Source organism: Actinocrinis sp. (assembly GCF_035653575.1).
In the GTDB taxonomy this organism is placed as follows: domain Bacteria; phylum Actinomycetota; class Actinomycetes; order Streptomycetales; family Catenulisporaceae; genus Actinocrinis.
Window position 1 is genome coordinate 1 of the sequence record NZ_DASRBQ010000006.1, and the last position, 22,537, is coordinate 22,537.

The 22,537-nt window shown below is 70.1% G+C and carries 16 protein-coding genes; 6 read left to right on the forward strand and 10 right to left on the reverse strand.

Annotated elements, in window-relative coordinates:
* The 4 genes from VFA06_RS00765 to VFA06_RS00780 all read right to left on the reverse strand — a co-directional run.
* Positions 1 to 2,214: GH92 family glycosyl hydrolase (locus VFA06_RS00765; protein ID WP_324838365.1), on the reverse strand; the 2,214-nt coding region annotated here is incomplete at its 3' end.
* Between the two features lie 5 nt (positions 2,215 to 2,219).
* On the reverse strand, positions 2,220 to 3,287 hold the full coding sequence (locus tag VFA06_RS00770; protein WP_324838366.1) for a phosphatidylinositol-specific phospholipase C domain-containing protein: 1,068 nt from the start codon (positions 3,285 to 3,287) through the stop codon (positions 2,220 to 2,222).
* A gap of 196 nt (positions 3,288 to 3,483) precedes the next feature.
* Positions 3,484 to 4,716 carry a hypothetical protein gene (locus tag VFA06_RS00775; protein ID WP_324838367.1) on the reverse strand — a complete coding sequence of 411 codons (1,233 nt, stop codon included), beginning with the start codon at positions 4,714 to 4,716 and terminating at the stop codon, positions 3,484 to 3,486.
* A gap of 90 nt (positions 4,717 to 4,806) precedes the next feature.
* A complete protein-coding gene (locus VFA06_RS00780; RefSeq protein WP_324838368.1) occupies positions 4,807 to 5,895 on the reverse strand; it encodes a TerC family protein in 1,089 nt (362 codons plus the stop codon).
* A 688-nt stretch (positions 5,896 to 6,583) separates the two neighbouring features.
* On the opposite strand from VFA06_RS00780, the gene VFA06_RS00785 reads away from it, so the two are divergent.
* Together VFA06_RS00785 and VFA06_RS00790 are read left to right on the forward strand one after the other, a co-directional pair.
* On the forward strand, positions 6,584 to 8,428 hold the full coding sequence (locus VFA06_RS00785) for a SpoIIE family protein phosphatase (RefSeq protein ID WP_324838369.1): 1,845 nt from the start codon (positions 6,584 to 6,586) through the stop codon (positions 8,426 to 8,428).
* A gap of 71 nt (positions 8,429 to 8,499) precedes the next feature.
* Positions 8,500 to 8,931: an NUDIX hydrolase gene (locus tag VFA06_RS00790; protein ID WP_324838370.1), complete on the forward strand. Its 432-nt coding sequence runs from the start codon at positions 8,500 to 8,502 to the stop codon at positions 8,929 to 8,931.
* Between the two features lie 91 nt (positions 8,932 to 9,022).
* Here the strand turns inward: VFA06_RS00790 and uvrB are convergent, their stop codons facing one another.
* From uvrB to rpsA, 6 genes are all read right to left on the reverse strand, one after another.
* On the reverse strand, positions 9,023 to 11,140 hold the full coding sequence (gene uvrB, locus VFA06_RS00795) for an excinuclease ABC subunit UvrB (protein ID WP_324838371.1): 2,118 nt from the start codon (positions 11,138 to 11,140) through the stop codon (positions 9,023 to 9,025).
* A gap of 81 nt (positions 11,141 to 11,221) precedes the next feature.
* A complete protein-coding gene (locus tag VFA06_RS00800) occupies positions 11,222 to 11,980 on the reverse strand; it encodes a decaprenylphospho-beta-D-erythro-pentofuranosid-2-ulose 2-reductase (RefSeq protein WP_324838372.1) in 759 nt (252 codons plus the stop codon).
* A 15-nt stretch (positions 11,981 to 11,995) separates the two neighbouring features.
* The gene (locus VFA06_RS00805) at positions 11,996 to 13,429 is read right to left on the reverse strand and encodes an FAD-binding oxidoreductase (RefSeq protein WP_324838373.1); all 1,434 of its coding nucleotides are present in this window, start codon (positions 13,427 to 13,429) and stop codon (positions 11,996 to 11,998) included.
* A complete protein-coding gene (locus VFA06_RS00810) occupies positions 13,419 to 14,333 on the reverse strand; it encodes a decaprenyl-phosphate phosphoribosyltransferase (RefSeq protein ID WP_414639796.1) in 915 nt (304 codons plus the stop codon). Before VFA06_RS00810 ends, VFA06_RS00805 begins: the two co-directional genes overlap by 11 nt.
* Positions 14,334 to 14,653: 320 nt before the next feature.
* Positions 14,654 to 15,355: a dephospho-CoA kinase gene (coaE, locus tag VFA06_RS00815; RefSeq protein ID WP_324838375.1), complete on the reverse strand. Its 702-nt coding sequence runs from the start codon at positions 15,353 to 15,355 to the stop codon at positions 14,654 to 14,656.
* 187 nt (positions 15,356 to 15,542) lie between these two features.
* The gene (gene rpsA, locus VFA06_RS00820; RefSeq protein ID WP_324838376.1) at positions 15,543 to 17,033 is read right to left on the reverse strand and encodes a 30S ribosomal protein S1; all 1,491 of its coding nucleotides are present in this window, start codon (positions 17,031 to 17,033) and stop codon (positions 15,543 to 15,545) included.
* A gap of 278 nt (positions 17,034 to 17,311) precedes the next feature.
* Here rpsA and VFA06_RS00825 point away from each other — a divergent pair, with 278 nt between their 5' ends.
* From VFA06_RS00825 to VFA06_RS00840, 4 genes are all read left to right on the forward strand, one after another.
* The gene (locus VFA06_RS00825; protein WP_324838377.1) at positions 17,312 to 18,133 is read left to right on the forward strand and encodes a class I SAM-dependent methyltransferase; all 822 of its coding nucleotides are present in this window, start codon (positions 17,312 to 17,314) and stop codon (positions 18,131 to 18,133) included.
* Between the two features lie 148 nt (positions 18,134 to 18,281).
* Positions 18,282 to 19,568, forward strand: coding sequence for a hypothetical protein (locus tag VFA06_RS00830; protein WP_324838378.1), 1,287 nt, complete (start codon positions 18,282 to 18,284; stop codon positions 19,566 to 19,568).
* 143 nt (positions 19,569 to 19,711) lie between these two features.
* Positions 19,712 to 20,491 (forward strand): 3-hydroxybutyrate dehydrogenase, encoded by a 780-nt coding sequence (locus VFA06_RS00835; protein ID WP_324838379.1) that lies wholly within the window; start codon positions 19,712 to 19,714, stop codon positions 20,489 to 20,491.
* 44 nt (positions 20,492 to 20,535) lie between these two features.
* Positions 20,536 to 22,509 (forward strand): helix-turn-helix domain-containing protein, encoded by a 1,974-nt coding sequence (locus VFA06_RS00840; protein WP_324838380.1) that lies wholly within the window; start codon positions 20,536 to 20,538, stop codon positions 22,507 to 22,509.
* Positions 22,510 to 22,537: the final 28 nt, after the last annotated feature.

A 22,537-nucleotide genomic window follows, 5' to 3' on the forward strand; every position in this document is an offset into this window, starting at 1 on the left:
GGCGACCGCGGACTTGGGCAGATACGCGTTGTTCCAAGTGGCGCCGTTGTAGGTCAGGCTCTGCACGTAGGGCGATCCGTCGGCCGCGGCAGGCGCGTTGATCGTGATCTGGTTCGCCGCTCCCGGGTTCACGATCGCCTGCGTGAACAGCGGGCTGCCGAGCGCGAGGTCCGCGGTTCCCGGGGTCTCCGGGTACATGCCGAGCGCGGACCAGACGTACCAGGCGCTCATCGCGCCGAGGTCGTCGTTCCCGGCGAGGCCGCCGGCGGCGTTCGTCCAGAGCTGGTCCTGGATCTGGCGCACGTCGCGCTGCGTCTTGTAGGCCTGCGCGACGTAGTCGTACTCCCACGGCAGCTCGAAGCTCGGCTCGTTGCCCATGTTGGCTTGGAAGCCGGCCAGGCTGAGCAGTCCCGAGTAGCCGGACAGGACGTGGTCGAGGTAGCCGGCCAGCGCCGAGTTCCCGCCTTCGGCCGAGGCGAGCCCGGCCACGTTGAACGGGATCATGCCGGTGTAGATGAGCGAGTCGCCCTCGGCGAAGTCGTTGGTGTTGGTGCCGCCGGTGATCGGGTCGGCCACGAAGCCGTCCATCCAGCGTCCGTTGGAGTGCCGGGGCTGGATGTAGCCGCTGGAGGGGTTGTAGATGTTGCGCCAGTTCTGGGCGCGGTTCTGGAACTTGGTCTGATCGGCGGTGTCGCCCAGCGCTCCGGCGAACGCGGAGAGCGCGAAGTCCGCCGAGTCGTACTCCAGCTGTGTGGAGACGGTGGCGTATTCGTGGCAGCAGCCGTAGATGCTGTCGGTCGGCAGGTAGCCGAAGGTGTCGAGGTAGCCGACGCCGGGCCGGTCGTTGTTCGTCGTCGTGGCCTGGTTCACCATCGCCGAGAGCGCGCCGGCCGTGTCGAAGTTCCTGGCGCCGAAGGCGTAGTAGTCGGCGAGCACGATCGCGCCGGGGTCGCCGACCATGATGTAGGTCTCGCCGTTGTTCATGGCCCACTTGGGCAGGGTGCCGCCCTGCTTGTAGTCGTTGACCATGGACTGCGCCATGTCGCTCGCGACGGCCGGGTTGATCAGGGCCGTGAGTTGGGCCTGGTCGCGGTAGATGTCCCAGCCGGAGTAGTTCGCGTACTGCGCGTGGCCGGCCGCGACCGTGTGCACGGCTTGGTCGAAGCCCAGGTACGAGCCGTCCGCGTCGCTGAAGATGTTCGGGTGCAGCGACGCGTGGTAGAGCGCGCTGTAGAACACGGTCTGCTGGTCCGAGGCTCCGCCGGCGATCTCGATCTTGCCCAGCTGCGTGTCCCACGCCGCGTGTGCGGTCGCCTGCACCGTGGCGAAGCTGGTCGAGGCGGGGATTTCGGCGTCCCGGTTGGCCTGCGCCTCGCTGATCGAGGTGTAGGAGACCCCGACGCGCGCGAGCACGGCCTGGTTCGAGGTCGTATCGAAGGTGACGTATTCACCGGCCGGGCCGGTCGAGCTGGAGCCGTACGCTCCGCTGCCGGTGATCGCGTGGTCGAAGCTGATCGCGAAGTACAGCGTGAACGGGTTCGTCGCCTCGCAGAATCCGTCGCTGGTCACGGATCCGACGAGCTCGGTGCTGCTCAGGACGCTGACACTGGTGGCGCTCGACGGGGTCTGGCTGTCGGCGACCTTCAGGATCAGGTTCGCCTGCGTCGCGGCGGGGAAAGTGAACCGGCCGAGGCCGGCGCGCGCCGTGGTGGTCAGTTCGGTTTTCACGCCGTTGCCGAGCGTCACACCGTAATAGCCGGGGCTGGCGCTCTCGTCGGAGTGCGAGAAGGACTGGGAATCAGAGCCCGGAGAGCTGTCGATGGCGCCGACGGTGGGCAGGATCGGGACGTCTCCGGCGGCGTCGCATCCGGGTCCTGATATGTGCGTCAGGCTGAAGCCGGTGATGCTGGAATCGCCGTAGTCGTATCCGCCTCCCTTGGGCCGGGAGGAGGTGTCCGGGCTCCACTGGAGCATGCCGTAGGGCACGTCCGCGCCCGGGAAGTCGTGGCCGTCGCCGGTCGTGCCGATGAACGGGTTCACCAGCGCGGCCGGGTCACTGACCAGGTTCGCTGAGGTTAGGGCCGCCGTGGTCGCCGCACGCGCGGCCGCGCCCGCCCCGCCCACCGAAGTGAGGGCGGTGGCGAGCGCGGTGGCGAGAGCCGTGACGGCGACCTTGCGGGGCCGCGCGAGGACGCGGCGGGCAGAGGTCGTCATCGCGGTCAGCCTCGCGGAAGAACGTCGGGCAGGACGCTGTCGGCGGGAGCCGTGGTCCAGTCGGTGGACACGAACGAGACGCTGTCCGAGGCGAGCAGCGCCACGCGGGCCTGCGCGTCGGCGAGCGCGGGGTCGGTGCTGGAGAGCGCCGGGGCGACGTCGTAGGCGTCGGTCGCGACGACGAGGTAGTGGTTCGCGTTGTACCACTCGGTGTTGCCGTCGCTGACGTACGTGTTCGCGTCACCGTCGAAGACCACGAACCAGGGGCGGATCGTGGTGTCCGAGTAGCGGGTGCGCGGGTCGCCGCTCTGCGCCCCGAGGACGCTCGGGAAGATCTCCGCGTTGGAGATGGTGCCGGACGCCGCGAGGCCTTCGAGGTAGTCCGCGTACTCGACGTCGGTCCACAGGTGGTCGAAGGGGTTGCTCTGCTCGAAGGTGCCGGGGATCGCCTCGATGATCGCCTTGCCCTGCAACGCGGAGCGGCTCGGCCAGTTGCCCGCCTTCGCCGCGGTGTCCAGGTCGGGGTACAGGCTGCCGTCGGGCTTGGTGAGCAGGTCCACCGGCCGGTAGACCAGGTCGCCGAGGTGTGCCTTGATGTAGGAGTCCATGGCGGCGGGACCCATGCCGATCGTCTGGTCGAAGCCGGCCTTCATCTCCAGCTTGATCATGATCGGGTTGGCGGTCGGGTGCGCCTGCAGCCAGACGCGGATGTCGTCGAGGCAGCTGTCCAGGTTCTGGTTGCGGTTGCCGGTGTAGGCGCCGGCCAGCGTGCTGGTCTGGACGCAGTTGTTGCTGCTGCCGATCGGGTTGCTGTGGCTCACGTTCCACTTGTGCGTGAACGGGTTCACCCAGACGTCGAGCTCGATGAGGGTTGATCCGGCGTCGAGCGCCTGGTCGAGGTACGTGTAAGCGCTCTGATCGTACGTGTTGTGCACGCCGACCGAGGTGGCTGCGGCGAGGGAGAGGGAGCCGTCGTCGAGGGCCGAAGCGCTGCCCGGCTGCAGGGCCAGCGCTGCGGTCAGTGCGGTGACGGCGCCCATGGCCGCGGCGGCGCGGCGGGAGTGGGTGGGCATGCCAAACTCCTGATGGGTGCGGAAAGTGCGCGGTGCAGAACGGAGCTTCGGCGGAGCAGGTGAATGCGCGTGGTATCGCGCGTGGCGACGGAAAGGCCACCGAATGTGAACTTTGGTTCAGCTCTGATGGCGACGCAAGGGCCTGAATCGTGCTCTTAGGTAAGAAGTCTGCAAAGCCGCCCGGTTGCGGGGCCGGTTACGGAATCGAGCCGCCGGCGTTGATCGGGATGTAGCACGCGTACCAGCCGGCACCGACCGCAAGCGCGGCGAGCGCGAGGTACACCGCCGGCCGACGCTGGACCTTCGCCAGTGCGGAGGCGATGGGCAGCAGCAGCGGGAAGAGCGCGAGGAATTCGCGCGGCACGACCGTGTACACGTGGATCGACGCGTAGACGATCGCCGCGACGATGATCGTGTAGCAGATCAGCGGCCACGGCACGCGCTGCAGGATCAGCAGCACGATCAGCACGGGAACGATGAGCAGCGCTGCCGTGGTGATCAGCGTCGGATAGTTCTGGTAGCCGGGCGCGGTGCCGAGCATGCCTTCGTGGATGCGGTGCAGTACGAACTGCACGTTGCTGAACCCGGTGCCCCACTGCTTCTGCGCCTTGAGATAGCCGGTCAGGCTACCCATGCGGTGCGCGACGTAAGCGAGGTAAGCGATCATGCCGAGCGGCGGGACCACCAGCGCGAACCAGGGGCGCCAGGCGGCGCCGCCGGAGGCGTCGTCACGCAGGTGGCCGCGGCGCTTGATCAGCTCGATGAGCGCGGCTAGGCACACCGTGGCGACGAGCGCGTTCGCGGTCGGCCTGGTCAGCCCGGCGAAGAAGGCGAGGATCCCGGCGGCGATCCACCAGCGGCGCAGCAACGCGTAGAGCGCCCAGGCCGACAGGCCGATGGCGAGGGTGTCGGCGTAGGAGGCGCCCTCGATGACCGCGGAGGGCAGTAGCGCCCAGAGCGCGGCGAAGATCACGCCGGTACGCGCGTCGCGGACCAGCCGGCCGATCTCGAAAAGCGCCCAGGCGCAGGCAGCGGCGGCGATCCAGGTGATGATGACGCCCACGACGTCCACGCTCAGACCGGTGACGTCGTGGCCCAGCCGCATCAGCCCCGGATACAGCGGGAAGAAGGGGAACGGCGAGCCGAACTTGGCGATGTGCGTGTCGTAACCGTGCTCGGCGATCAGCCGGTACCAGCCGGAGTCGACGAACACGAACAGGCCGCGCTGAGCGTATCCGTGCCCTGCGGAAAGGATCGCGAAGACCGCGGTGCTGACCAGCCGGATGGCGAGGTAGAGACCGACCGCGGGCCACGCGCGGGTCGCGGACCTGCGGGCCCGCCGCGCCGCGGAGCGCGGCCAGGACGCGTTGGCCGGCGCGGGGCCGCCGGGCGAAGCTTGGTCGTCCGTCGCCACCACGGTGCCGCTCACGCTCAGCCGTCCCTTCGCCCTGCCCCCTGGCGCTTCCGCCTCGTCAACCGGCGGATCATAGCAGCGTACCCCGCTCGACCCGCGAGCCGGTCAGCGCTCGGGGCCGGTCGCGGAGGCGGCCTCGGGCGCCCGGCGGCGACCGACGGTCAGGCTCAGCACGGTCGTGACGGCGAGGGTGAAGACGATGACGCCGAGCGAGAACGGGATGGACACGGTCGGCAGCGCGATCGGGCCCAGGTGCTCGATCCCGGAGCCGTGCAGCGCCTCGACGATCATCTTCAAGCCGATGAAGCCGAGCACTACGGACAGGCCGGTGGACAGGTACACCAGCCGGTCGAGCAGGCCGCCGATCAGGAAGTACAGCTGCCGCAGGCCGAGCAGCGCGAAGGCGTTGGCCGTGAACACGATGTAAGGCTGCTGAGTCAATCCGAAGACCGCGGGGATCGAGTCGAGCGCGAACAGCACGTCGGTCGCGCCGATCGCGAGGATCACCAGGGCCATCGGGGTCAGCGCGCGGCGGGAGCGGGTGGCGGCGGCGGCGTTCTTGCGGCCGTCTGCGGCGATGCGCGTGGTCAGCGCGGTGCCGTGGTAGTCCTCGACCGTCGGGTAGAAGCGGCGCACGAGTCGCACCAGGCGGCTTTCCCGTGGCGCGGCGGGCTTTCCGGCGTCAGTGGACGTTCCCACGGCGGCGCCCTTCGCGGCGCCTTCCTGCGCCGGGCCGCTCTCGTGCCCGGCGGCCAGCTTGACCGCGGTGTAGATGAGGAATGCGCCGAAGACGTAGAACACCCAGTCGAAGGTCGAGACGATCGCTGAGCCGAGTCCGATGAAGACGCCGCGCAGTCCCAGCGCGACCAGGACGCCGATCAGCAGCACCCGGTGCTGGAACTCCCGCGGCACCTTGAAGCGGGCCATGATGATCACGAAGACGAAGAGGTTGTCCACCGACAGGCTGTACTCGGTGATCCAGCCGGCGAGGAACTGGCCGCCGTAGGTCGGTCCGGCCAGGTGGCTCAGCCCGATCCCGAAGCTGACCGCGAGCGCGGCCATCAGGGCGACCCAGGTCCCCGCCTCGCGCAGCGATACGGCGTGTGGTTTGCGGCCGATGACGAACAGGTCCAGGGCGAGCACGGCCAGCAGGCCGATCAGGGTGGCTCCCCAGACCCACAGGGAAACGGACATTGCGCATACCTCCGGCGGACTTGGACGTCAGTCGTCACCGGAGGTCTCCTCCACCCCGCCGCTGCGGGGCCGGTGACACCGGATCGAGGCCGCGGCCGCCGCTTGCGACGCCCGCGACGCCGGTCGTGTTGACGGACGTCACCGCTGAGGTCAGGGAGTACTCCCCTCCTTGCAGATCCATTCTCGCACAGGTGCGCGAGGGGCGGCCCTTCATCCGCCCGGGTGAAGAAATCGGCCATTCGGCGTACGCGGAGCAACCGGCCGCCTACTCTTGGCTGCGGACGCGCGGCGGCGGACCGCAGGAGGACGCCGGATCGGATCGCGGCTGCGGCGTCCCGGGACTGTGCGATATGCGCGGGCCGGGAACTGTACCGGGCAAGCACGGCCGCGGGCCCGGAGCACGTCGGCGAACCCGTCCGGCGGCGCGACGAAGACCGGGCGGAGGCAGGTGGGCGTGAACGGCATGGAGAGCACGGTTCGGACGGCTTTGGCAGCCGGGCGGCTCGACCGCGCGACGCCGCCCGAGGTCGGCGCGACCAGGGCCGGACCGAGTGGCCGTGGCGGATCGAGGGCCACGGAGCGCGACGCGGCCGGGTCCGGCCGACGGGCCGGAAGCGCGGCGCGAGGACGCGGCGAAGGCCAGCAGTCCCACGACGTGGCCGCGCAGTCACCAGGCGATGCGGCTGGCGTGGGAAACGTTGCCATCGAGGACCGAGCCGGTATCGAGACGCCGGTGACGGCCAGTCAGACCGCGCTGAGCGACGCCGGAGGCGAATCCCCGGGCCCTCGCAGGACGCAGGCCGCGTTTCACCGCGACCGGTTCGCGCACGAGGCGGCCGAGCGGGACGATATCCCCGGTTCCTTGAGCGAGCGGGCCGGCCGGGGTCGCGGGGGCTGGGATCCGCTCGACGAACTCGCGGTGCGGGTGGGCTCGACGCTGGATCCGGCGATCACCGCCCAAGAGGTCGTGGACTTGGTCGTGCCCGGGTTCGCCGACCACGCCTCGATCCTGCTGCGCGAGAGCGTGCTGAGCGGCGCCGGGGCCGCCGAGCCGCGCGACGGGCCGGTCCGGCTGGTCCGGCTCGCGTTCAGCGCCTGGGACGCCGCACTGGCCGAGCGGCTGCGCACGGCCTGGCCGGTCGGACGGGTCACCGTGGTGCCGGAGCATTCGCCCTGCGTGAAGGCGATGCGGTCGCATGAAGTGATCATCGACACGATGCACTCCCTCCCGTCGAGCGCCGACGGCTCGGACGTCGACCAGCTGCTCGCCGGGCGTCCCGCGGTCTACGCCCCGCTTCTCGTCGGCGGCCGGGTGCTCGGGGTGATGCTGTTCTCCCGCAATCCGGCACGCGGCGGATTCTGCCCGGCGGAGATCGCCTCGATCGAGCGGGTGGCGGCGCGCGCGTCGATCTGGATGGACAACGCGCGGCTGCACGACCAACTGCGTCACACGGCGATCAGCATGCAGAAGGCGATGCTGCCGACGAAGCTGTCCGCCCCGGCCGGCCTTGAGATCGCGCACCGCTACCTTCCGGGCAGCGACATGGCAGTGGTCGGCGGCGACTGGTTCGACGTGATCGCCCTGTCCGGCGGCCGGGTCGCGCTGGTGGTCGGCGATGTGATGGGCCACGGCATCCAGGCGGCCAGCGCGATGGGCCAGCTGCGCACGGCGGTCCGGACCCTCGCGGCGGTGGACCTGCCGCCCGCCGAGGTGCTGGCGCACCTGGACGACCTGATGCCAGACATCGACGACTCGCTGTTCGCCACCTGTGTCTACGCGGTCTACGATCCGGCGACGCAGCAGTGTTCGATCTCCCGGGCCGGGCATGTGCCGCCGCTGGTGGTGCGCCCGGACGGCAAGACCGAGGTGCTCCACCAGGTCGCCCCCGGCCTGCCGCTCGGCCTCGGCGGCGCGATGGGCACCTTCGGCACGCTCGACATCGAGCTGCCGGACGACTCGCTGTTCGTGCTGTGCACGGACGGGCTGCTGGAGAACAAGGCCCGTGACATCGACTCCGGGCTCAACCTGCTGCGCGCGAATCTGGCCGACCCGGGCCGGCCGCTGCAGGAGATCTGCGACCAGGTGGTCAAGGAACTGGACCTGACCAAGGACCGGGACGACATCGCGCTGCTGATCAGCCGGGTGCATCCGCTGCCGCCCGACCGGTCGGCCGCGTGGCGGCTGCCCGGGGAGCCCAGGCAGGTCGCGCACTGCCGCCGCCTGGTGCGCGACACCCTGGCCTCCTGGTCGCTTACCGCCTTCACCGAGACGGTCGAGCTGCTGGTCAGCGAGCTGGTGACGAACGCGATCCAGCACGCGGGCGGCGAGATCAGGCTGCGCCTGCAGCGGGACGAGGACGCGCTGCTGTGCGAGGTCTGCGACCAGACCCGCAATCCGCCCGAGTTGCAGGAGCTGTCCGCGACGGCCGAACGCGGCCGGGGCATCCTGCTGGTCAACGAGCTGTCCGGCAGGTGGGGCCATCGGCGCACCGCGTCAGGCAAGATCGTCTGGTTCACGCTCCCGATCGGGTAATCGCGCGAACAGCCGAAGCGCGTTGGGAAACTCAGGCGCGTCGCAGGGCTGGTATTTCGTAGCCTGTCGCGATGGACAGACTGCTGAAGGTCATGGCGTACATCGTGCGCGAAGATCGACTGCTCGTGTTCACCCATGCCGACGACGCGACGCCGTTCGAGTCCGGACTTCAGGTCCCGGCGGGTTCCGTGCGGCCGGGTGAGCCGCCCGAAGCCGCCGTGCTGCGCGAGGCGCAGGAGGAGACCGGCCTGAGCGGCTTGCGCATCGAGCGCTTCCTCGGCGTGGCCGAGTACGACGCGCGGCCCTACGCCGATGCCGTGTACGTCAGGTTCTTCTTTCAGTTGTCGGTGGACGCCTCGGAACTGCCCGAGCGCTGGACCGGCTGGGAGCGGGGCGACGGCAAGGGAGAGCCGATCCGCTTCGAGCTGTTCTGGATTCCGCTGCGCAAGGCACATGTCCTGGCGGCCGGGCAGAGCGCGCTGCTCGGCCGCCTCTTCGACTAGGGCCGCGCCAGGGTCTTGTCCGGCACCGCCTATCCACTTCGTCGGACCAGCGCCGGACCGGGTCGGGATCCGGCGCCCACCTGAGTCCGCGTCAGACTCCCGCGGCGCGCATGCCGCGCAGCTCCTTCTTCAGTTCGCCGATCTCGTCGCGGAAGCGCGCGGCCAGCTCGAAGCGCAGCTCGGCCGCCGCCGCGTGCATCTGGGCGCTGAGGTCCTCGATCAGCGCCTCCAGCTCCTCGGCCGGCTTTCCGACGAAGTCCAGCGTCGACACCCCGCCCTTGGACCCGACGCCGGGGACCGGCGCCTTGCCGGAGCCCCCTCTTCCCATACCGCGCTGGCGTGCCGTGCCGCCGAGCAGTTCCCTGGTGTCGGCGTCCTCGCGGGCCAGCGAGTCGGTGATGTCCGCGATGCGCTTGCGCAGCGGGGTGGGGTCGATGCCGTGTTCCTCGTTGTACGCGATCTGCTTCGCTCGCCGCCGGTTCGTCTCGTCGATGGCTTTGGCCATGCCGGGGGTGATCTTGTCGGCGTACATGTGGACCTGGCCGGACACGTTTCGCGCGGCGCGGCCGATGGTCTGGATCAGCGAGGTGCCGCTGCGCAGGAAGCCCTCCTTGTCCGCGTCCAGGATCGCGACCAGCGAGACCTCCGGCAGGTCCAGGCCCTCGCGCAGCAGGTTGATGCCGATCAGCACGTCGAAGACGCCGAGGCGCAGCTCGCGCAGCAGCTCGACCCGGCGCAGCGTGTCGATGTCCGAGTGCAGATAGCGGACCTTGACGCCCAGCTCGAGCAGATAGTCCGTCAGGTCCTCGGCCATCTTCTTGGTCAGCGTGGTGACCAGCACCCGCTCGTCCCGATCGGCCCGGGTGCGGATCTCGTGTACCAGGTCGTCGATCTGACCCTGCGTCGGCTTGACGATGACCTCGGGGTCGATCAGGCCGGTCGGCCGGATGACCTGCTCGACCACGCCGCTGGCTTGGGACAGCTCGTAGGGTCCCGGGGTTGCGGACAGGTAGACGGTCTGTCCGATGCGCTCGACGAACTCTTCCCAGCGCAGGGGACGGTTGTCGACGGCGGAGGGGAGGCGGAACCCGTGGTCGACCAGCACCCGCTTGCGCGAGGCGTCGCCCTCGTACATCGCGCCGATCTGCGGGACCGTCTGGTGCGACTCGTCGATCACCAGCAGGAAGTCCTCGGGGAAGAAGTCCAGCAGGGTGTTGGGGGCGCTGCCTGGCTCGCGGCCGTCGATGTGCCGGGAGTAGTTCTCGATGCCGTTGCAGAACCCGACCTCGCGCATCATCTCCAGGTCGTAGGTGGTGCGCATGCGCAGCCGCTGCGCCTCGAGCAGCTTGCCCTGCCGCTCCAGCTCGGCCAGCCGGTCGGCCAGTTCGGCCTCGATGCCCTCGATCGCGCGGGCCATCCGCTCGGGGCCGGCCACGTAGTGCGTGGCCGGGAAGATGTAGAGCTCCGCGTCGTCGGTCAGCACCTCGCCGGTGACCGGGTGCAGGGTCATCAGCCGCTCGACCTCGTCGCCGAACAGCTCGATGCGCACGGGGTGCTCTTCGTAGACCGGGAACACCTCGACCGTGTCCCCGCGCACCCGGAAGGTGCCTCGGGTGAAGGCCAGGTCGTTGCGCGAGTACTGGATGGAGACCAGCTTGCGCAGCAGCCGGTCGAGCCCGTACTCCTCGCCGACCTTGAGCCGGATCATCCGGTCCACGTACTCCTGCGGCGTGCCCAGGCCGTAGATGCAGGACACCGAGGCGACCACGACCACGTCCCGCCGGGTGAGCAGCGAGCTGGTGGCCGAGTGCCGCAGCCGCTCGACCTCCTCGTTGACGGAGGAGTCCTTCTCGATGTACGTGTCCGTCTGCGCGATGTACGCCTCGGGCTGGTAGTAGTCGTAGTACGAGACGAAGTACTCGACGGCGTTGTTCGGCAGCAGCTCGCGGAACTCGTTGGCCAGCTGGGCGGCCAGCGTCTTGTTCGGCGCCATCACCAGGGTCGGGCGTTGCAGCCGCTCGATCAGCCAGGCCGTGGTCGCGGACTTACCCGTGCCGGTCGCGCCGAGCAGCACGACGTCCTTCTCGCCGGCGCGCACCCGCCGCTCCAGCTCGGCGATCGCCTGCGGCTGGTCCCCGGAGGGCTGGTATTCGCTGACGACCTCGAAGGGCGCCACTTTTCGCTCAAGGTCGGTCAACGGTCGAGTCATGACTACAACGGTAGACGGACCCGCCGACAACGGGCGAGGACCCGGGACGGTGCTGGTCGGCGGCGAACCGCAGGACCGGGCTCAGCGCTGGGCGGCCTTGCGGAAGACGGGGCGCGGCAGGTGCCGCAGTCCGGACATGACGTAGCGCAGCGCGGCCGGGACCCAGACGATCTCGGCGCCGCGGCGCAGCCCGGAGATGATGGCGTCGGCGACCGCGTCCGGGGTGGTGGACAGCGGGGCCTTCTCCATGCCCGCGGTCATCTTCGTCTCGACGAAGCCGGGGCGTACCACCATGACGTGCACGCCGCTGCCGTGCAGCGAGTCGCCGAGGCCCTGCGCGAACGCGTCGAGCCCCGCCTTGGTCGAGCCGTAGATGAAGTTGGCCTTGCGGGCGCGCTCGCCGGCGACCGAGGAGAGCACCACCAGCGAGCCGTGGCCCTGCTTCTTGAGGGCGTTGGCGCACACCAGGCCGGAGGACATCGCGCCGACGTAGTTGGTCTGCGCGACCTTCGCGGCGGCCACCGGGTCCTGCTCGTCGCTGGCCTGATCGCCCAGCACGCCGAAGGCGAGCAGCACGACGTCCACGTCCCCGGCGGCGAAGACCGCGCCGAGCGTCTTCTCGTGCTCCTCGACCTGCGCCGCGTCGAAGGCGACGGTCTCCACCTCGGCGCCGTACGCGCGCAGGTCCTCGGCCGCCGCGTCGAGGCGCTCGGAGGGGCGGGCGGCCAGCACGATCCGCTTGGTCTTGCCCGCGGCCATCCGGCGGGCGGTGGCCAGCGCGATGTCCGAGGTGCCGCCCAGGATCAGCAGGGACTGGGCGGAACCGAGCGCGTCCTTCATGGTCTGTCAGCTTCCTTAGAGAGCGAGCCGGCGGGACTGGTCCGAGACGAACACCCCGTGCGGGTCCACCTTGGCACGTACCTCGCGGAAGTCGTCGAGGCGCGCGTACATGGCGGGCAGATGAGCGGGCGCCAGGCGTGCGTCCTTGGCGAGGTAAACGCGGCCGCCCTCGGACAGCACCTGCTCGTCGAGCCAGTTGAGCAGCCGGTCGAGGCCGGGCGTGCCGGTCGGGAAGTCCAGCGCCAGCGTCCAGCCCTCCGCGGGGAAGGAGAGGTAGCCGGGCGAGCCCTTGCCGAAGCGCTTGAGCACGGAGACGAACGACGGTGCCTGCACGCGGCTGATCCGCTCGACCATCCGACGGAACGTCACATCCGCGCTGAACGGGACGACGAACTGGTATTGGACGAAGCCTGCCTTGCCGTAGACCCGGTTCCAGTCGCGGATGCCGTCGAGGGGGTGGAAGAACCCGCCGATGGTGGCCAGGTGGTGGTGCGTGGACGGGGTCTTGCGGTACCAGACCTCGTTGGCGATCGCGATGGTGCGGCGGTTGAGCAGGCCGGAGGGGAACAGGTCGGGCGTGGAGGCCATCGGCTTGGCGGAGAACGCCAGCGGTTCGCCGCGGTGCTTGGCCGGGAGCTGGTCCAGGGCGGCGAAGTTGCCGCAGTCCAGCAGCGCGCGGCCGAGCTTCGGCCCCTTGGCCAGGCAGTCCATCCAGGCCACGGTGTAGCGGTAGTCGGCGTCGGTGCCCGACAGCTTCTCCATCAGCGCGTCGAGGTTCGGCAGCTTGAAGGTGTCGACCGCGAGGCGCGAGGTCTCGATCGGGACCATGCGGATCGTCGCGGACAGCACGATGCCGGTCAGGCCCATGCCGCCGGCGGTGGCCCAGAAAAGCTCCGGGTCGGACTCGGGGGTCACGGTGCGGACGGAGCCGTCGGCGAGTAGCAGGTCGAGCGAGGTGACGTGCTGCGCGAAGGAGCCGTCGGCGTGGTGGTTCTTGCCGTGGATGTCGCTGCCGATCGCGCCGCCGACGGTGACGTACCGCGTCCCGGGCGTGACCGGCACGAAGTAGCCGAAGGGCACGAGTGCGCGCATCAGGGCGTGCAGCGAAACGCCGCCCTCTGCGGTAACGAGCCCGGTCTCTAGGTCAACCGAGAGGATGCGGTTGAGGCCGGTGAGGTCGAGCACGCGACCGCCGGCGTTCTGGGCGGGGTCGCCGTAGGAACGGCCCAGTCCGCGGGCGATGACGCCGCGCGGTCCGGCGGTGGCGACGGCCTCGGCGACCTCTTCCCGCGTGCGCGGGCGCAGGACCTCGGCGACCGTGGGCGAGGTGCGGCCCCAGCCACTGAGCAGCCGCGGGCCTTCCTCGGAGTCCGCGGCCGCGTCTGCCGCGCCCGGCCGGGCGAGCAGCGCTCCCTGCCCGGCGCCGGTGGACCACTGCTCAGCTGGCATAGAACACTCCCAATGCGAAGCAGGCGAGCCAGATCGCCGCGATGGCCATGATCACCCGGTCGCCGAGCAGGACGTCCTCGGGTTCTCCGGCGCTGCCCGCGTCGACGAACATGGCGTAGCGCAGGAAGAGGAAGGACCAGGGCACGATCGAGATCTCGTGCCAGTTCACCCCGGAGGTGTGCTGGCTCAGGTTGAAGGCCCACAGGGCGTAGGTGAGGATCGTGAGGCCCGCGGCCATCTGCCAGACGAAGCGCAGGTATGACTCGGAGTACGCGGCCAGGGACTTGCGGGTGGTGGCGGCGGCCTCGCCCATGAGGATCATCTCGGAGTGCCGCTTGCCGGCCACCATGAACAGCGAGCCGAAGGCCGTGGTCAGCAGGAACCACTGGGACAGCCCGATGCCGGCCGCGACGCCGCCGATCATCGCGCGCAGCAGGAAGCCGCCGGCGACCAGCGCGAGGTCCAGGACCAGGATGTGCTTGAACCAGGCGCTGTAGGACAGGTGCATGGCCAGATAGACCGCGATGACGGCGGCGGTGGCCGGGTTCGCGGCCAGCGCGACGCCGAGCGCCGCGACGGAGAGCACGACGACCATGCCCCAGGCCAGCGGGATGGGGATGAGGCCCGCGGCGATCGGCCGGTGCCGCTTCTTGGGGTGCATCCGGTCGGCCTCGACGTCGAGCGCGTCGTTGGCGTAGTACACGGCCGCGGCGGCGAGGCAGAACGCGGCGAACGCGATGCCGCTCGCGCTGAGCACCGCGGATTCGTTGATCCGGCCGGCCGCCAGCGGGGCGGTGAGCACCAGGAAGTTCTTGACCCACTGCTTGGGCCTGGCCTCGCGCACCAGCGCGCGCACCAGCTTCACGCCGCTGGCCGGCGCCGGGCCGGCGTGCTGGACGCCCAGCGGGACCGGAAGCAGTGCGGGTTCGGCCGGTCCGTCGTCCGCCGCGGACGCGGAGCCGGCGCCGGGGTCGGTCACCTGGACCGTGCCGCCCTCGTCGTCGTCCGGTTCGGCCGCGCCGTCGGAGGAGGCGGTCGCGGACCGGCTGCGCTGCCGCGCGGGAATCGTCACCACGTCACCCTCCCAAGATTGATCGGTCCGGCCGACGGCGGGAGCACCGCCGGGGGACCTCGGGGCGAAAACACAGTCTCGTCGGGTCTGACGCCGCGCCCCGGTCCGTCGGTTCGCGCGGTCCTGCCTGGACAGACGGCTACCGGAGGTTATCAGGATCGGGGCCGTCGGCCCCACTCGGCCGACTGGGCCGAGCCGGCGCCGCCGGGCTCTTTCCGCACGTCATCCGAGACCTGCCGGGGCGTGCCGCGTAATGTCACGATCCTGTCCCAGAGCGCGGCCACCTGATCGGCGAGTTGCTCGGGTGTTCCGTCGTTGTTGATAACCACGTCAGCGGCGGCCAGGCGGCGTTCACGAGGGGCTTGCGCGGCGATACGCGCGGACGCTTCCGCCTCAGTCATGCCGCGGTCGCGGACCAGTCGGGCGATGCGTACCGCGTCCGCCGCGTCGACGACGATGACGAGTTCGAACAGGCTGGTCAGCCCGGATTCGACCAGCAGCGGGATGTCTTGAACGACGACGGAACCCTCGGGAGCGGCCATGACCCGTTCGGCCATCCAGGCGCGTACCCGCGGGTGCACGATGCCGTTCAGTACCGCGCGCCGGCTCTGGTCGGCGAATACGACGTTGGCGAGAGCGGCGCGGTCTAGGGCGCCGTCCGGGGCAAGTACCGCATCGCCGAACTCCTTGACGATGGCTGCCAGGCCTTCGGTGCCCGGAGCGACTACCTCGCGAGCGGCGACGTCCGCGTCGAGGATCAACGCGCCGCGGTCGGCGAGCAGTCGGGCAACGGTGGATTTACCCGCACCGATGCCGCCGGTCAGTCCGACCAAGACGGTTCGTGCCTCACTCATGGGGCCTCACCTTACTGAACGCATCCCGGGAAGCGGTGGTCAGCGCGGTTCTGACGAGCCGCCAGAAGGGGCCGCGAGCGGCGCACCGCCCACGGAACGGCGACGGGCGCTTGAGGGAATCGCCAGGATTCCCTCAAGCGCCCGATTCAACGCTCAGTCAGCTACCGCGGTGCGGTGAGCCGTCCGTTCAGCTCTGGCCGCCGGCCAGCTTCTCGCGCAGCGCGGCCAGGGCCTCGTCCGAGGCCAGCGCGCCGGTGCTCTCGGCCGGGGCCGAGGAGGAGTAGCTGGACGGGGCGGCCTCGCCCGGAGCGGCGGCGCCGCCGGCCGCGGCGGCCTCCGCGTCGGCCTTGCGGGCCTCGGAGATCTGCCGCTGGTGCTGCTCGAAGCGGGCCTGCGCCTCGGCGTACTGGCGCTCCCACTCCTCGCGCTGGGCGTCGAAGCCCTCGAGCCACTCGCCGGTCTCCGGGTCGAAGCCCTCGGGGTAGACGTAGTTGCCCTCGGCGTCGTACGAGGCGGTCATGCCGTACAGCGTCGGGTCGAACTGGTCGACGTTCGCGTCGCCGGTCAGACCCTCGTTCGCCTGCTTGAGCGAGAGCGAGATGCGGCGGCGGTCCAGGTCGATGTCGATGACCTTGACGAAGATCTCGTCGCCGACCTGCACGACCTGCTCGGGGATCTCCACGTGCCGCTCGGCCAGCTCGGAGATGTGCACCAGGCCCTCGATGCCCTCGTCCACCCGGACGAACGCGCCGAACGGCACCAGCTTGGTGACCTTGCCGGGCACGACCTGCCCGATCTGGTGGGTGCGGGCGAACTGCTGCCACGGGTCTTCCTGGGTGGCCTTGAGCGAGAGCGAGACCCGCTCGCGGTCCATGTCCACGTCCAGGACCTCGACCGTGACCTCCTGGCCGACCTCGACGACCTCGGAGGGGTGGTCGATGTGCTTCCAGGACAGCTCGGAGACGTGCACCAGGCCGTCCACGCCGCCCAGGTCCACGAAGGCGCCGAAGTTGACGATGGAGGACACCACACCGTTGCGCACCTGGCCCTTGAGCAGGGTGGTGAGGAAGGTCTGGCGCACCTCGGACTGGGTCTGCTCGAGCCAGGCGCGGCGGGAAAGGACCACGTTGTTGCGGTTCTTGTCCAGCTCGATGATCTTGGCCTCGAGCTCCTTGCCGACGTAGGGCTGCAAGTCGCGCACCCGGCGCATCTCCACCAGCGAGGCGGGCAGGAAGCCGCGCAGGCCGATGTCGATGATCAGGCCGCCCTTGACCACCTCGATGACGGTGCCGGTGACGATCCCGTCCTCGTCCTTGATCTTCTCGATCGTGCCCCAGGCCCGCTCGTACTGAGCGCGCTTCTTGGACAGGATCAGCCGGCCTTCCTTGTCCTCCTTCTGGAGGACCAGGGCCTCGACGTGGTCGCCCACCGAGACGACCTCGTGCGGGTCCACGTCGTGCTTGATCGACAGCTCGCGGGACGGGATGACGCCCTCGGTCTTGTAGCCGATGTCGAGCAGGACCTCGTCCCGGTCGACCTTCACGATGGTGCCGTCGACGATGTCGCCGTCGTTGAAGTACTTGATGGTCTCGTCGATCGCGGCGAGGAAGGCCTCCTCCGAACCGATGTCGTTGATCGCGACTTGTGGGGTTCGGACGGTCTCGGTGCTGCTCGTCATGGGGGAAAGGGCTCCGGATACGGATATGTGGTCGGATGACACACGCGGCGGAGCCTGACTCGGGAACTGAGCGGTTCGAAAGTCGGTGCGGCCCCCTCGGTCCGAAGCCACACGGGTCCGCAGCGCAACAGCCAGGATACGGGCCGCACGCTTCCATGGTCAATCGAGCTTGGTGCGATCACACCGAACCGATACACGGCGGGGTGACACGTTATGAGCGTGCTGTGCGGACCACCGCAAGATAGCGTGTCGGGCTGTGCTTTTGGAAGGGCGGCGGCATGGGTGAGGCGAGCGAGGACCGGCGCGAGTTCGTGACTCGGCGTCAGGCGGGTGATTCGGAGACCGTTCGGGCTAATCGGCGGTGGTGGGACGGCGCGTCGGACTGGTATCAGGACGAGCATGGCGCGTTCCTCGGCGACGCGCGGTTCCTGTGGGGACCGGAGGGTTTATACGAGGACGATGCACGGCTGCTCGGCGCGGTATCCGGCAAACGGGTGCTCGAGGTCGGCTGCGGCGCGGCGCAGTGTTCTCGCTGGCTGGCGAAGCAGGGTGCGGACGTCGTGGCATTCGACCTGTCGTGGCGCCAACTGCAACACGCGAGGCGTATCGACGAGAGCCTTGGCGAGCCGCCGCTGCGCCTGGTGCAGGCTGACGCGACGGTCATCCCGTTTGCGGACGAGTCGTTTGATATCGCATGTTCGGCGTTCGGAGCCGTGCCGTTCGTCGCGGACTCGGCTTCCGTGATGCGTGAGGTCGCGCGGGTGCTGCGGCCGGGCGGCCGGTGGGTGTTCGCGGTAACGCATCCCTTCCGCTGGTGTCTGCCGGACGATGGCGGTGAGGGCGGCCTACGCATCCGCGACTCCTACTTCGATCGGCGCCCTTACGTGGAGCAGGACGAGGACGGCGTCGCGACGTACGTGGAGCACCATCGGACGCTCGGCGACCGGGTGCGTGAACTGACCGCCGCCGGCCTCGTACTGCTGGATCTCGTCGAGCCGGAGTATCCGGAGGACATGGACGACCGGTGGGGCGGCGGCTGGTCGAAGCTGCGCGGGCGGCTGGTCCCCGGCACCGCGATCTTCGTGACCGAGAAGCGTTAGCGGCCGCTGCCTTCCTCGTCGACTGCGCTGCGGTAAGCGCCGGGCGGCTGGTACCGGCGCAGCGGTGCGGATACAGTCCTGAGCCGACACTCGCGGGACCGGCAGGCACGAACCTCCCGCGACCGCTTTCCCGGAAGGGGCGCCGCCCATGGCCCGCCGCCACCTCGCCGACAACGCCCTCCTGGTCGCCGTCGGCACACTGGTCGGCAGCGTGCTGTCCTACGGCTTCAGCTTCGCGCTGGCCCACCTGCTCGACCAGACCGGTTACGGGCAGATCGGCTCGCTGCTGATGATCTCGCTGGTGGCCTCGATCCCGGCGACGGCGATCCAGGCGGTCACGGCGCGCCGGATCGCCAGCGCCGGGCCGCTCGACACCCCGGGGCTGCGCGCGCTGACCGGGCCGCTGGTGCGCTGGTCGCTGCTGGTCGGGCTGGGCACGACGGTGCTGCTCGCGGCGCTGGCCCCGGCGGTGTCCGCGCTGCTGCCCGCGGTGTCCACGGGCGAGGTCGCGTGGACCGCGCTGAGCCTCGTCCCGAACGCGTTGATCTTCTGCTACCTGGGCGTCGCGCAGGGCAGCTCGCGGTTCCGCGCCTTCTCGGTGCTGTTCGTTGGCTTCAACGGGGCGAAGCTGCTGGCTGGTGTCGTCGCGGGCGCGGCGGGCGCGCGACCGGGCCTGATCATGGGCGTCGTGGCCGCCTCCTGGTTCGCGACGGCGGCGGCAGCGCACTACGGGCTGGCTGACATTGTCGGCAAGCCGCATTTGGTCCGCGGCCTCGGATACGTACACGAGCTGGGCACCGCATCGTGGAGTCTCGGTGCGGTACTCGTCCTCTCGCTGCTCGACGGCCTGCTCGCCGCGCACTACTTCAACGGGGACGTGCTCGGCCGTTATCAGGCGGGCGCGCTGTTCACCCGTGCAGGCTATTTCGGTCCGCAGTTCGTCGGCGTGCTGGCGTATCCGAAGCTCGCCGTCCCGGAGACCCGGCGCAAGGCGCTCACGACCGCGGTGGTGCTTTCGGTCGGAATCGGGCTGTTCATCGTCGCGTGCACGCTCTTCGCCGCCAGTCCGATAATCCGCATCGCCTTCGGCGCCAAGTACCTCGGCGGCGCGGGCGCGCATTTCGACCTCGCCTCGGCGGCCTGGCTGTTCGCGCTGGCCGGAGCCACGCAAGCACTGGTACAGCTCGCGCTGCTGGACGCGGTCGCCCGGCGTTCGCACGTGATCGGCTGGCTGGTCTTCGGCGGGATCGTGATCGAGGCCGCGATCATCCTCAGTTTCGCGCATCACACCGCGACGCAGCTGATCGGGACTGCGGCGTGCTGCGGAACGGCCACCGCGGTGGCGAGTCTCACCGTGTCCACGCTCGCCCGGCACCACGCGGCGGCGCAGCACCCGGCGCAGCCGAACTCCGAGTACGTCACCGCAACCCCCTGATTTCTGATCCTGTCGCCTGCCGCCATCCGCGGTACGAAGTCGAACTCTGCGTTACCGCGTGCGGCGACGCCCTACAGGTTCCGGTCGGAGTATGTGGGGCGCCCACATGCGCGTGACCGCGGCGTGACCCTACGGTCGGGACCATGACGACGGTGGATCTGGCGCCCGAGACCGACAAGGTGGACCTGACCGGCCGCACCGCGCTGGTCACCGGCGCCGCGAGCGGGATCGGGCGGGCGTGCGCCGTGGCGTTCGCGGCGGCCGGAGCGCGGGTGCGCGCGGTGGACTTGGACGAGGCCGGGGCCGCCGAGGTGGCGGCGGCGATCGGCGGTGAGGGGCGGGGGGTCGATCTGGCCGAGCTGGACGCGCTGCCCGTCCTGGCTGCCGACGCGGACATCATCGTGAACAACGCCGGCTTCCAGGTGGTGCGGCCGGTCGAGCAGTTTCCGCCGGAAACCTTCCGGCGGATGCTGGCCGTGATGGTCGAGGCGCCGTTTCGGCTGGTGCGCGGCGCGCTGCCGGGGATGTACGAGCGCGGCTGGGGCCGGGTCGTGAACATCTCCTCGGTGCACGGGTTGCGCGCCTCGGCGTACAAGGCGGGCTATGTGACGGCGAAGCACGCGCTCGAAGGCTTCTCCAAGGTGGTGGCGGTCGAGGGCGGGCCGCGCGGGGTGACCTCGAACTGCATTAATCCCGGCTATGTCCGCACGCCGCTGGTCGAACGGCAGATCGCGGAACAGGCGGCCGCGCACGGCATACCGGAGGACCGGGTCATCGGCGAGGTGCTGCTGGCCAGGTCGGCGACGAAGCGGCTGATCGAGCCGGCCGAGGTCGCGCAGCTGGCCGTGTACCTGTGCTCCCCCGGTGCTTCCTTCATCAACGGCGCGTCGCTCGCCGTCGACGGGGCCTGGACCGCGCAGTAGCTCCCGACCACACTGGGTCGCGCGAGGGTGAATGGAAGACGGCAATGGACGTTAACGCCAAGAGGGACCTCACCGGCACGGCTACCGCGAACGCCGCAGCGGGCGCGGGAGCTTCGGGCGGGACAGCGGCCGATGCCGAGCTGCCGTTTCTCAGCCTCTTGGTCCAGGACGCCTCTGCCGTCGAGTACGACGCCCCGCTCGCCCGCGCACATGACGACGGCGCCGGCCCCGAGGCGATCGCCCGGTTGGAGCGAGCCCGGACGCTTGCCTTGCGCGTGCGTGCGACGCTGCGTGAACAGCGGCGCCGAGAGACGGAACTGGCCGCGCTGTTCGAGACCGCCAGCGACTTGGCGGGTCTACGCGACTTGGATTCGGTACTGCGTGCGATCGTCGTGAGGGCACGCAAGCTGTTGAATACCGACGTCGCGTACCTCACGCTGAACGACCCTGCCGCAGACGACACGTATATGCGGGTGACCGACGGCTCGGTCTCGGCGAAGTTTCAACAGGTGCGGCTCGGCATGGGCGAGGGGCTGGGTGGCCTCGTCGCGCAGACCGCCTCGCCTTACGTCACCGCGGACTACCTGAACGACGCCCAGTTCAACCACACGCGCTCGATCGACGCGGCAGTGCACGAAGAAGGCCTGGTCGCGATTCTCGGTGTGCCGCTGCTGTCCAACGGGCGCGTGATCGGCGTGCTGTTCGCCTCCGACCGGCGGGTTCGGCCGTTCAGCCGGGACGAGATCGCGCTGCTCAGTTCGCTGGCCACGCATGCGGCGATCGCGATCGAGTCAGCGAACCAACTGGCCGAGACCAAGGCGGCGCTCGCGGAGCTGGCCGAGGCGAGCCGCACCATTCAAGCGCACAGCGCTTCCGTAGAGCGCGCCGCGGAAGCCCATGAGGCGTTGACCGGTCTGCTGCTGCGTGGCGCCGGCCTCGGCGAGTTGGCAGCGTCCGTCGCCGAACTGCTCGGCGGCTCGGTCGCGATCGTGGATGACACCGGGCGCTGCCTGTGCGGGCTGCTTGAACCGGACGAACGCGACGCGGTTGACTCGGCCGCGGCGCAGTCGGCGAAGACCGGTCGCGCGCTGCCGGCCGGCCGGCTCTGGGTGGCGGCGGTGACCGCGGGCCAGGAGCGGTTGGGCGCGATGGTGCTGCGCGGGCGACCCGAGCTGGATCTGGAGGGCGCGGACCAGCGGATCTTGGAGCGCGCGGCGACGATGACGGCGCTGCGGCTGCTGATCGAGCGCTCGGTGCAGGAGGCGGAGCATCGGGTACGCGGCGAATTGGTGGCGGACCTGCTGGCCGCGTCCGACCGGGGTGAGCCGAGCCTGGAGTCGCTGCGGGAGCGGGCACGCAGGCTCGGCGCGGATCTCGACGTGCCTTACATCGCCGTCGCGGCGTACGCACAGGACGCCGACCGCCAACGCCTCGCCTCGGCGGCCGCGCACCTGGCGGCGACCAACCGCGGCCTGGCCGGCGAGCGTGGCGGCACCACGGTGTTGCTGCTGCCCGGCTCGGATGCGACCGGCGTGGCACGCGACGTGGTGCACCATCTGCATGGCGCGATTCAGCGGCCGGTCACGGCAGGCGCGGCGGGTCCGGTCCGCGGGCCGGCTGCCTTCGCCGCCGCGCATGCCGAGGCGGCTCGCTGCCTGGCCGCGCTTCAGGCTCTCGGCCGGATCGGCGACGCGGCGTCCACGCGTGACCTGGGTTTCGTCGGGCTGCTGCTCGGCGGCACGGAGCCGCGCAAGTCGGATGTTCCGGCGTTCGTACAGGCGACGCTCGGGCCTGTGCTCGACTATGACGCTCGGCGGTCGACTGAGTTGGTGCACACGCTGGATGCGTACTTCGGCTGCGGCGGGAATCTGATGCGGACTAAGGATGTCCTGCACGTCCACGTCAACACCGTGACGCAGCGTTTGGATCGGATCGCGCAGCTGCTTGGCGCGGATTGGAACTGCCCCGAGCGCGCCCTAGAGCTACAGCTGGCGTTGCGGTTGCACCAGTTGCTGTGACGCCTAGGACGCGCTCGGGCGTGTACGC

Coding starts and splice junctions, on each gene's coding strand:
- VFA06_RS00835 (WP_324838379.1), top strand. CDS start 19,712: ATGACGACGGTGGATCTGGCGCCCGAGACCGACAAGGTGGACCTGACC.
- VFA06_RS00800 (WP_324838372.1), bottom strand. CDS start 11,980: ATGAAGGACGCGCTCGGTTCCGCCCAGTCCCTGCTGATCCTGGGCGGC.
- VFA06_RS00790 (WP_324838370.1), top strand. CDS start 8,500: ATGGACAGACTGCTGAAGGTCATGGCGTACATCGTGCGCGAAGATCGA.
- VFA06_RS00825 (WP_324838377.1), top strand. CDS start 17,312: ATGGGTGAGGCGAGCGAGGACCGGCGCGAGTTCGTGACTCGGCGTCAG.
- VFA06_RS00830 (WP_324838378.1), top strand. CDS start 18,282: ATGGCCCGCCGCCACCTCGCCGACAACGCCCTCCTGGTCGCCGTCGGC.
- coaE (WP_324838375.1), bottom strand. CDS start 15,355: ATGAGTGAGGCACGAACCGTCTTGGTCGGACTGACCGGCGGCATCGGT.
- rpsA (WP_324838376.1), bottom strand. CDS start 17,033: ATGACGAGCAGCACCGAGACCGTCCGAACCCCACAAGTCGCGATCAAC.
- uvrB (WP_324838371.1), bottom strand. CDS start 11,140: ATGACTCGACCGTTGACCGACCTTGAGCGAAAAGTGGCGCCCTTCGAG.
- VFA06_RS00840 (WP_324838380.1), top strand. CDS start 20,536: ATGGACGTTAACGCCAAGAGGGACCTCACCGGCACGGCTACCGCGAAC.
- VFA06_RS00780 (WP_324838368.1), bottom strand. CDS start 5,895: ATGTCCGTTTCCCTGTGGGTCTGGGGAGCCACCCTGATCGGCCTGCTG.
- VFA06_RS00770 (WP_324838366.1), bottom strand. CDS start 3,287: ATGCCCACCCACTCCCGCCGCGCCGCCGCGGCCATGGGCGCCGTCACC.
- VFA06_RS00805 (WP_324838373.1), bottom strand. CDS start 13,429: ATGCCAGCTGAGCAGTGGTCCACCGGCGCCGGGCAGGGAGCGCTGCTC.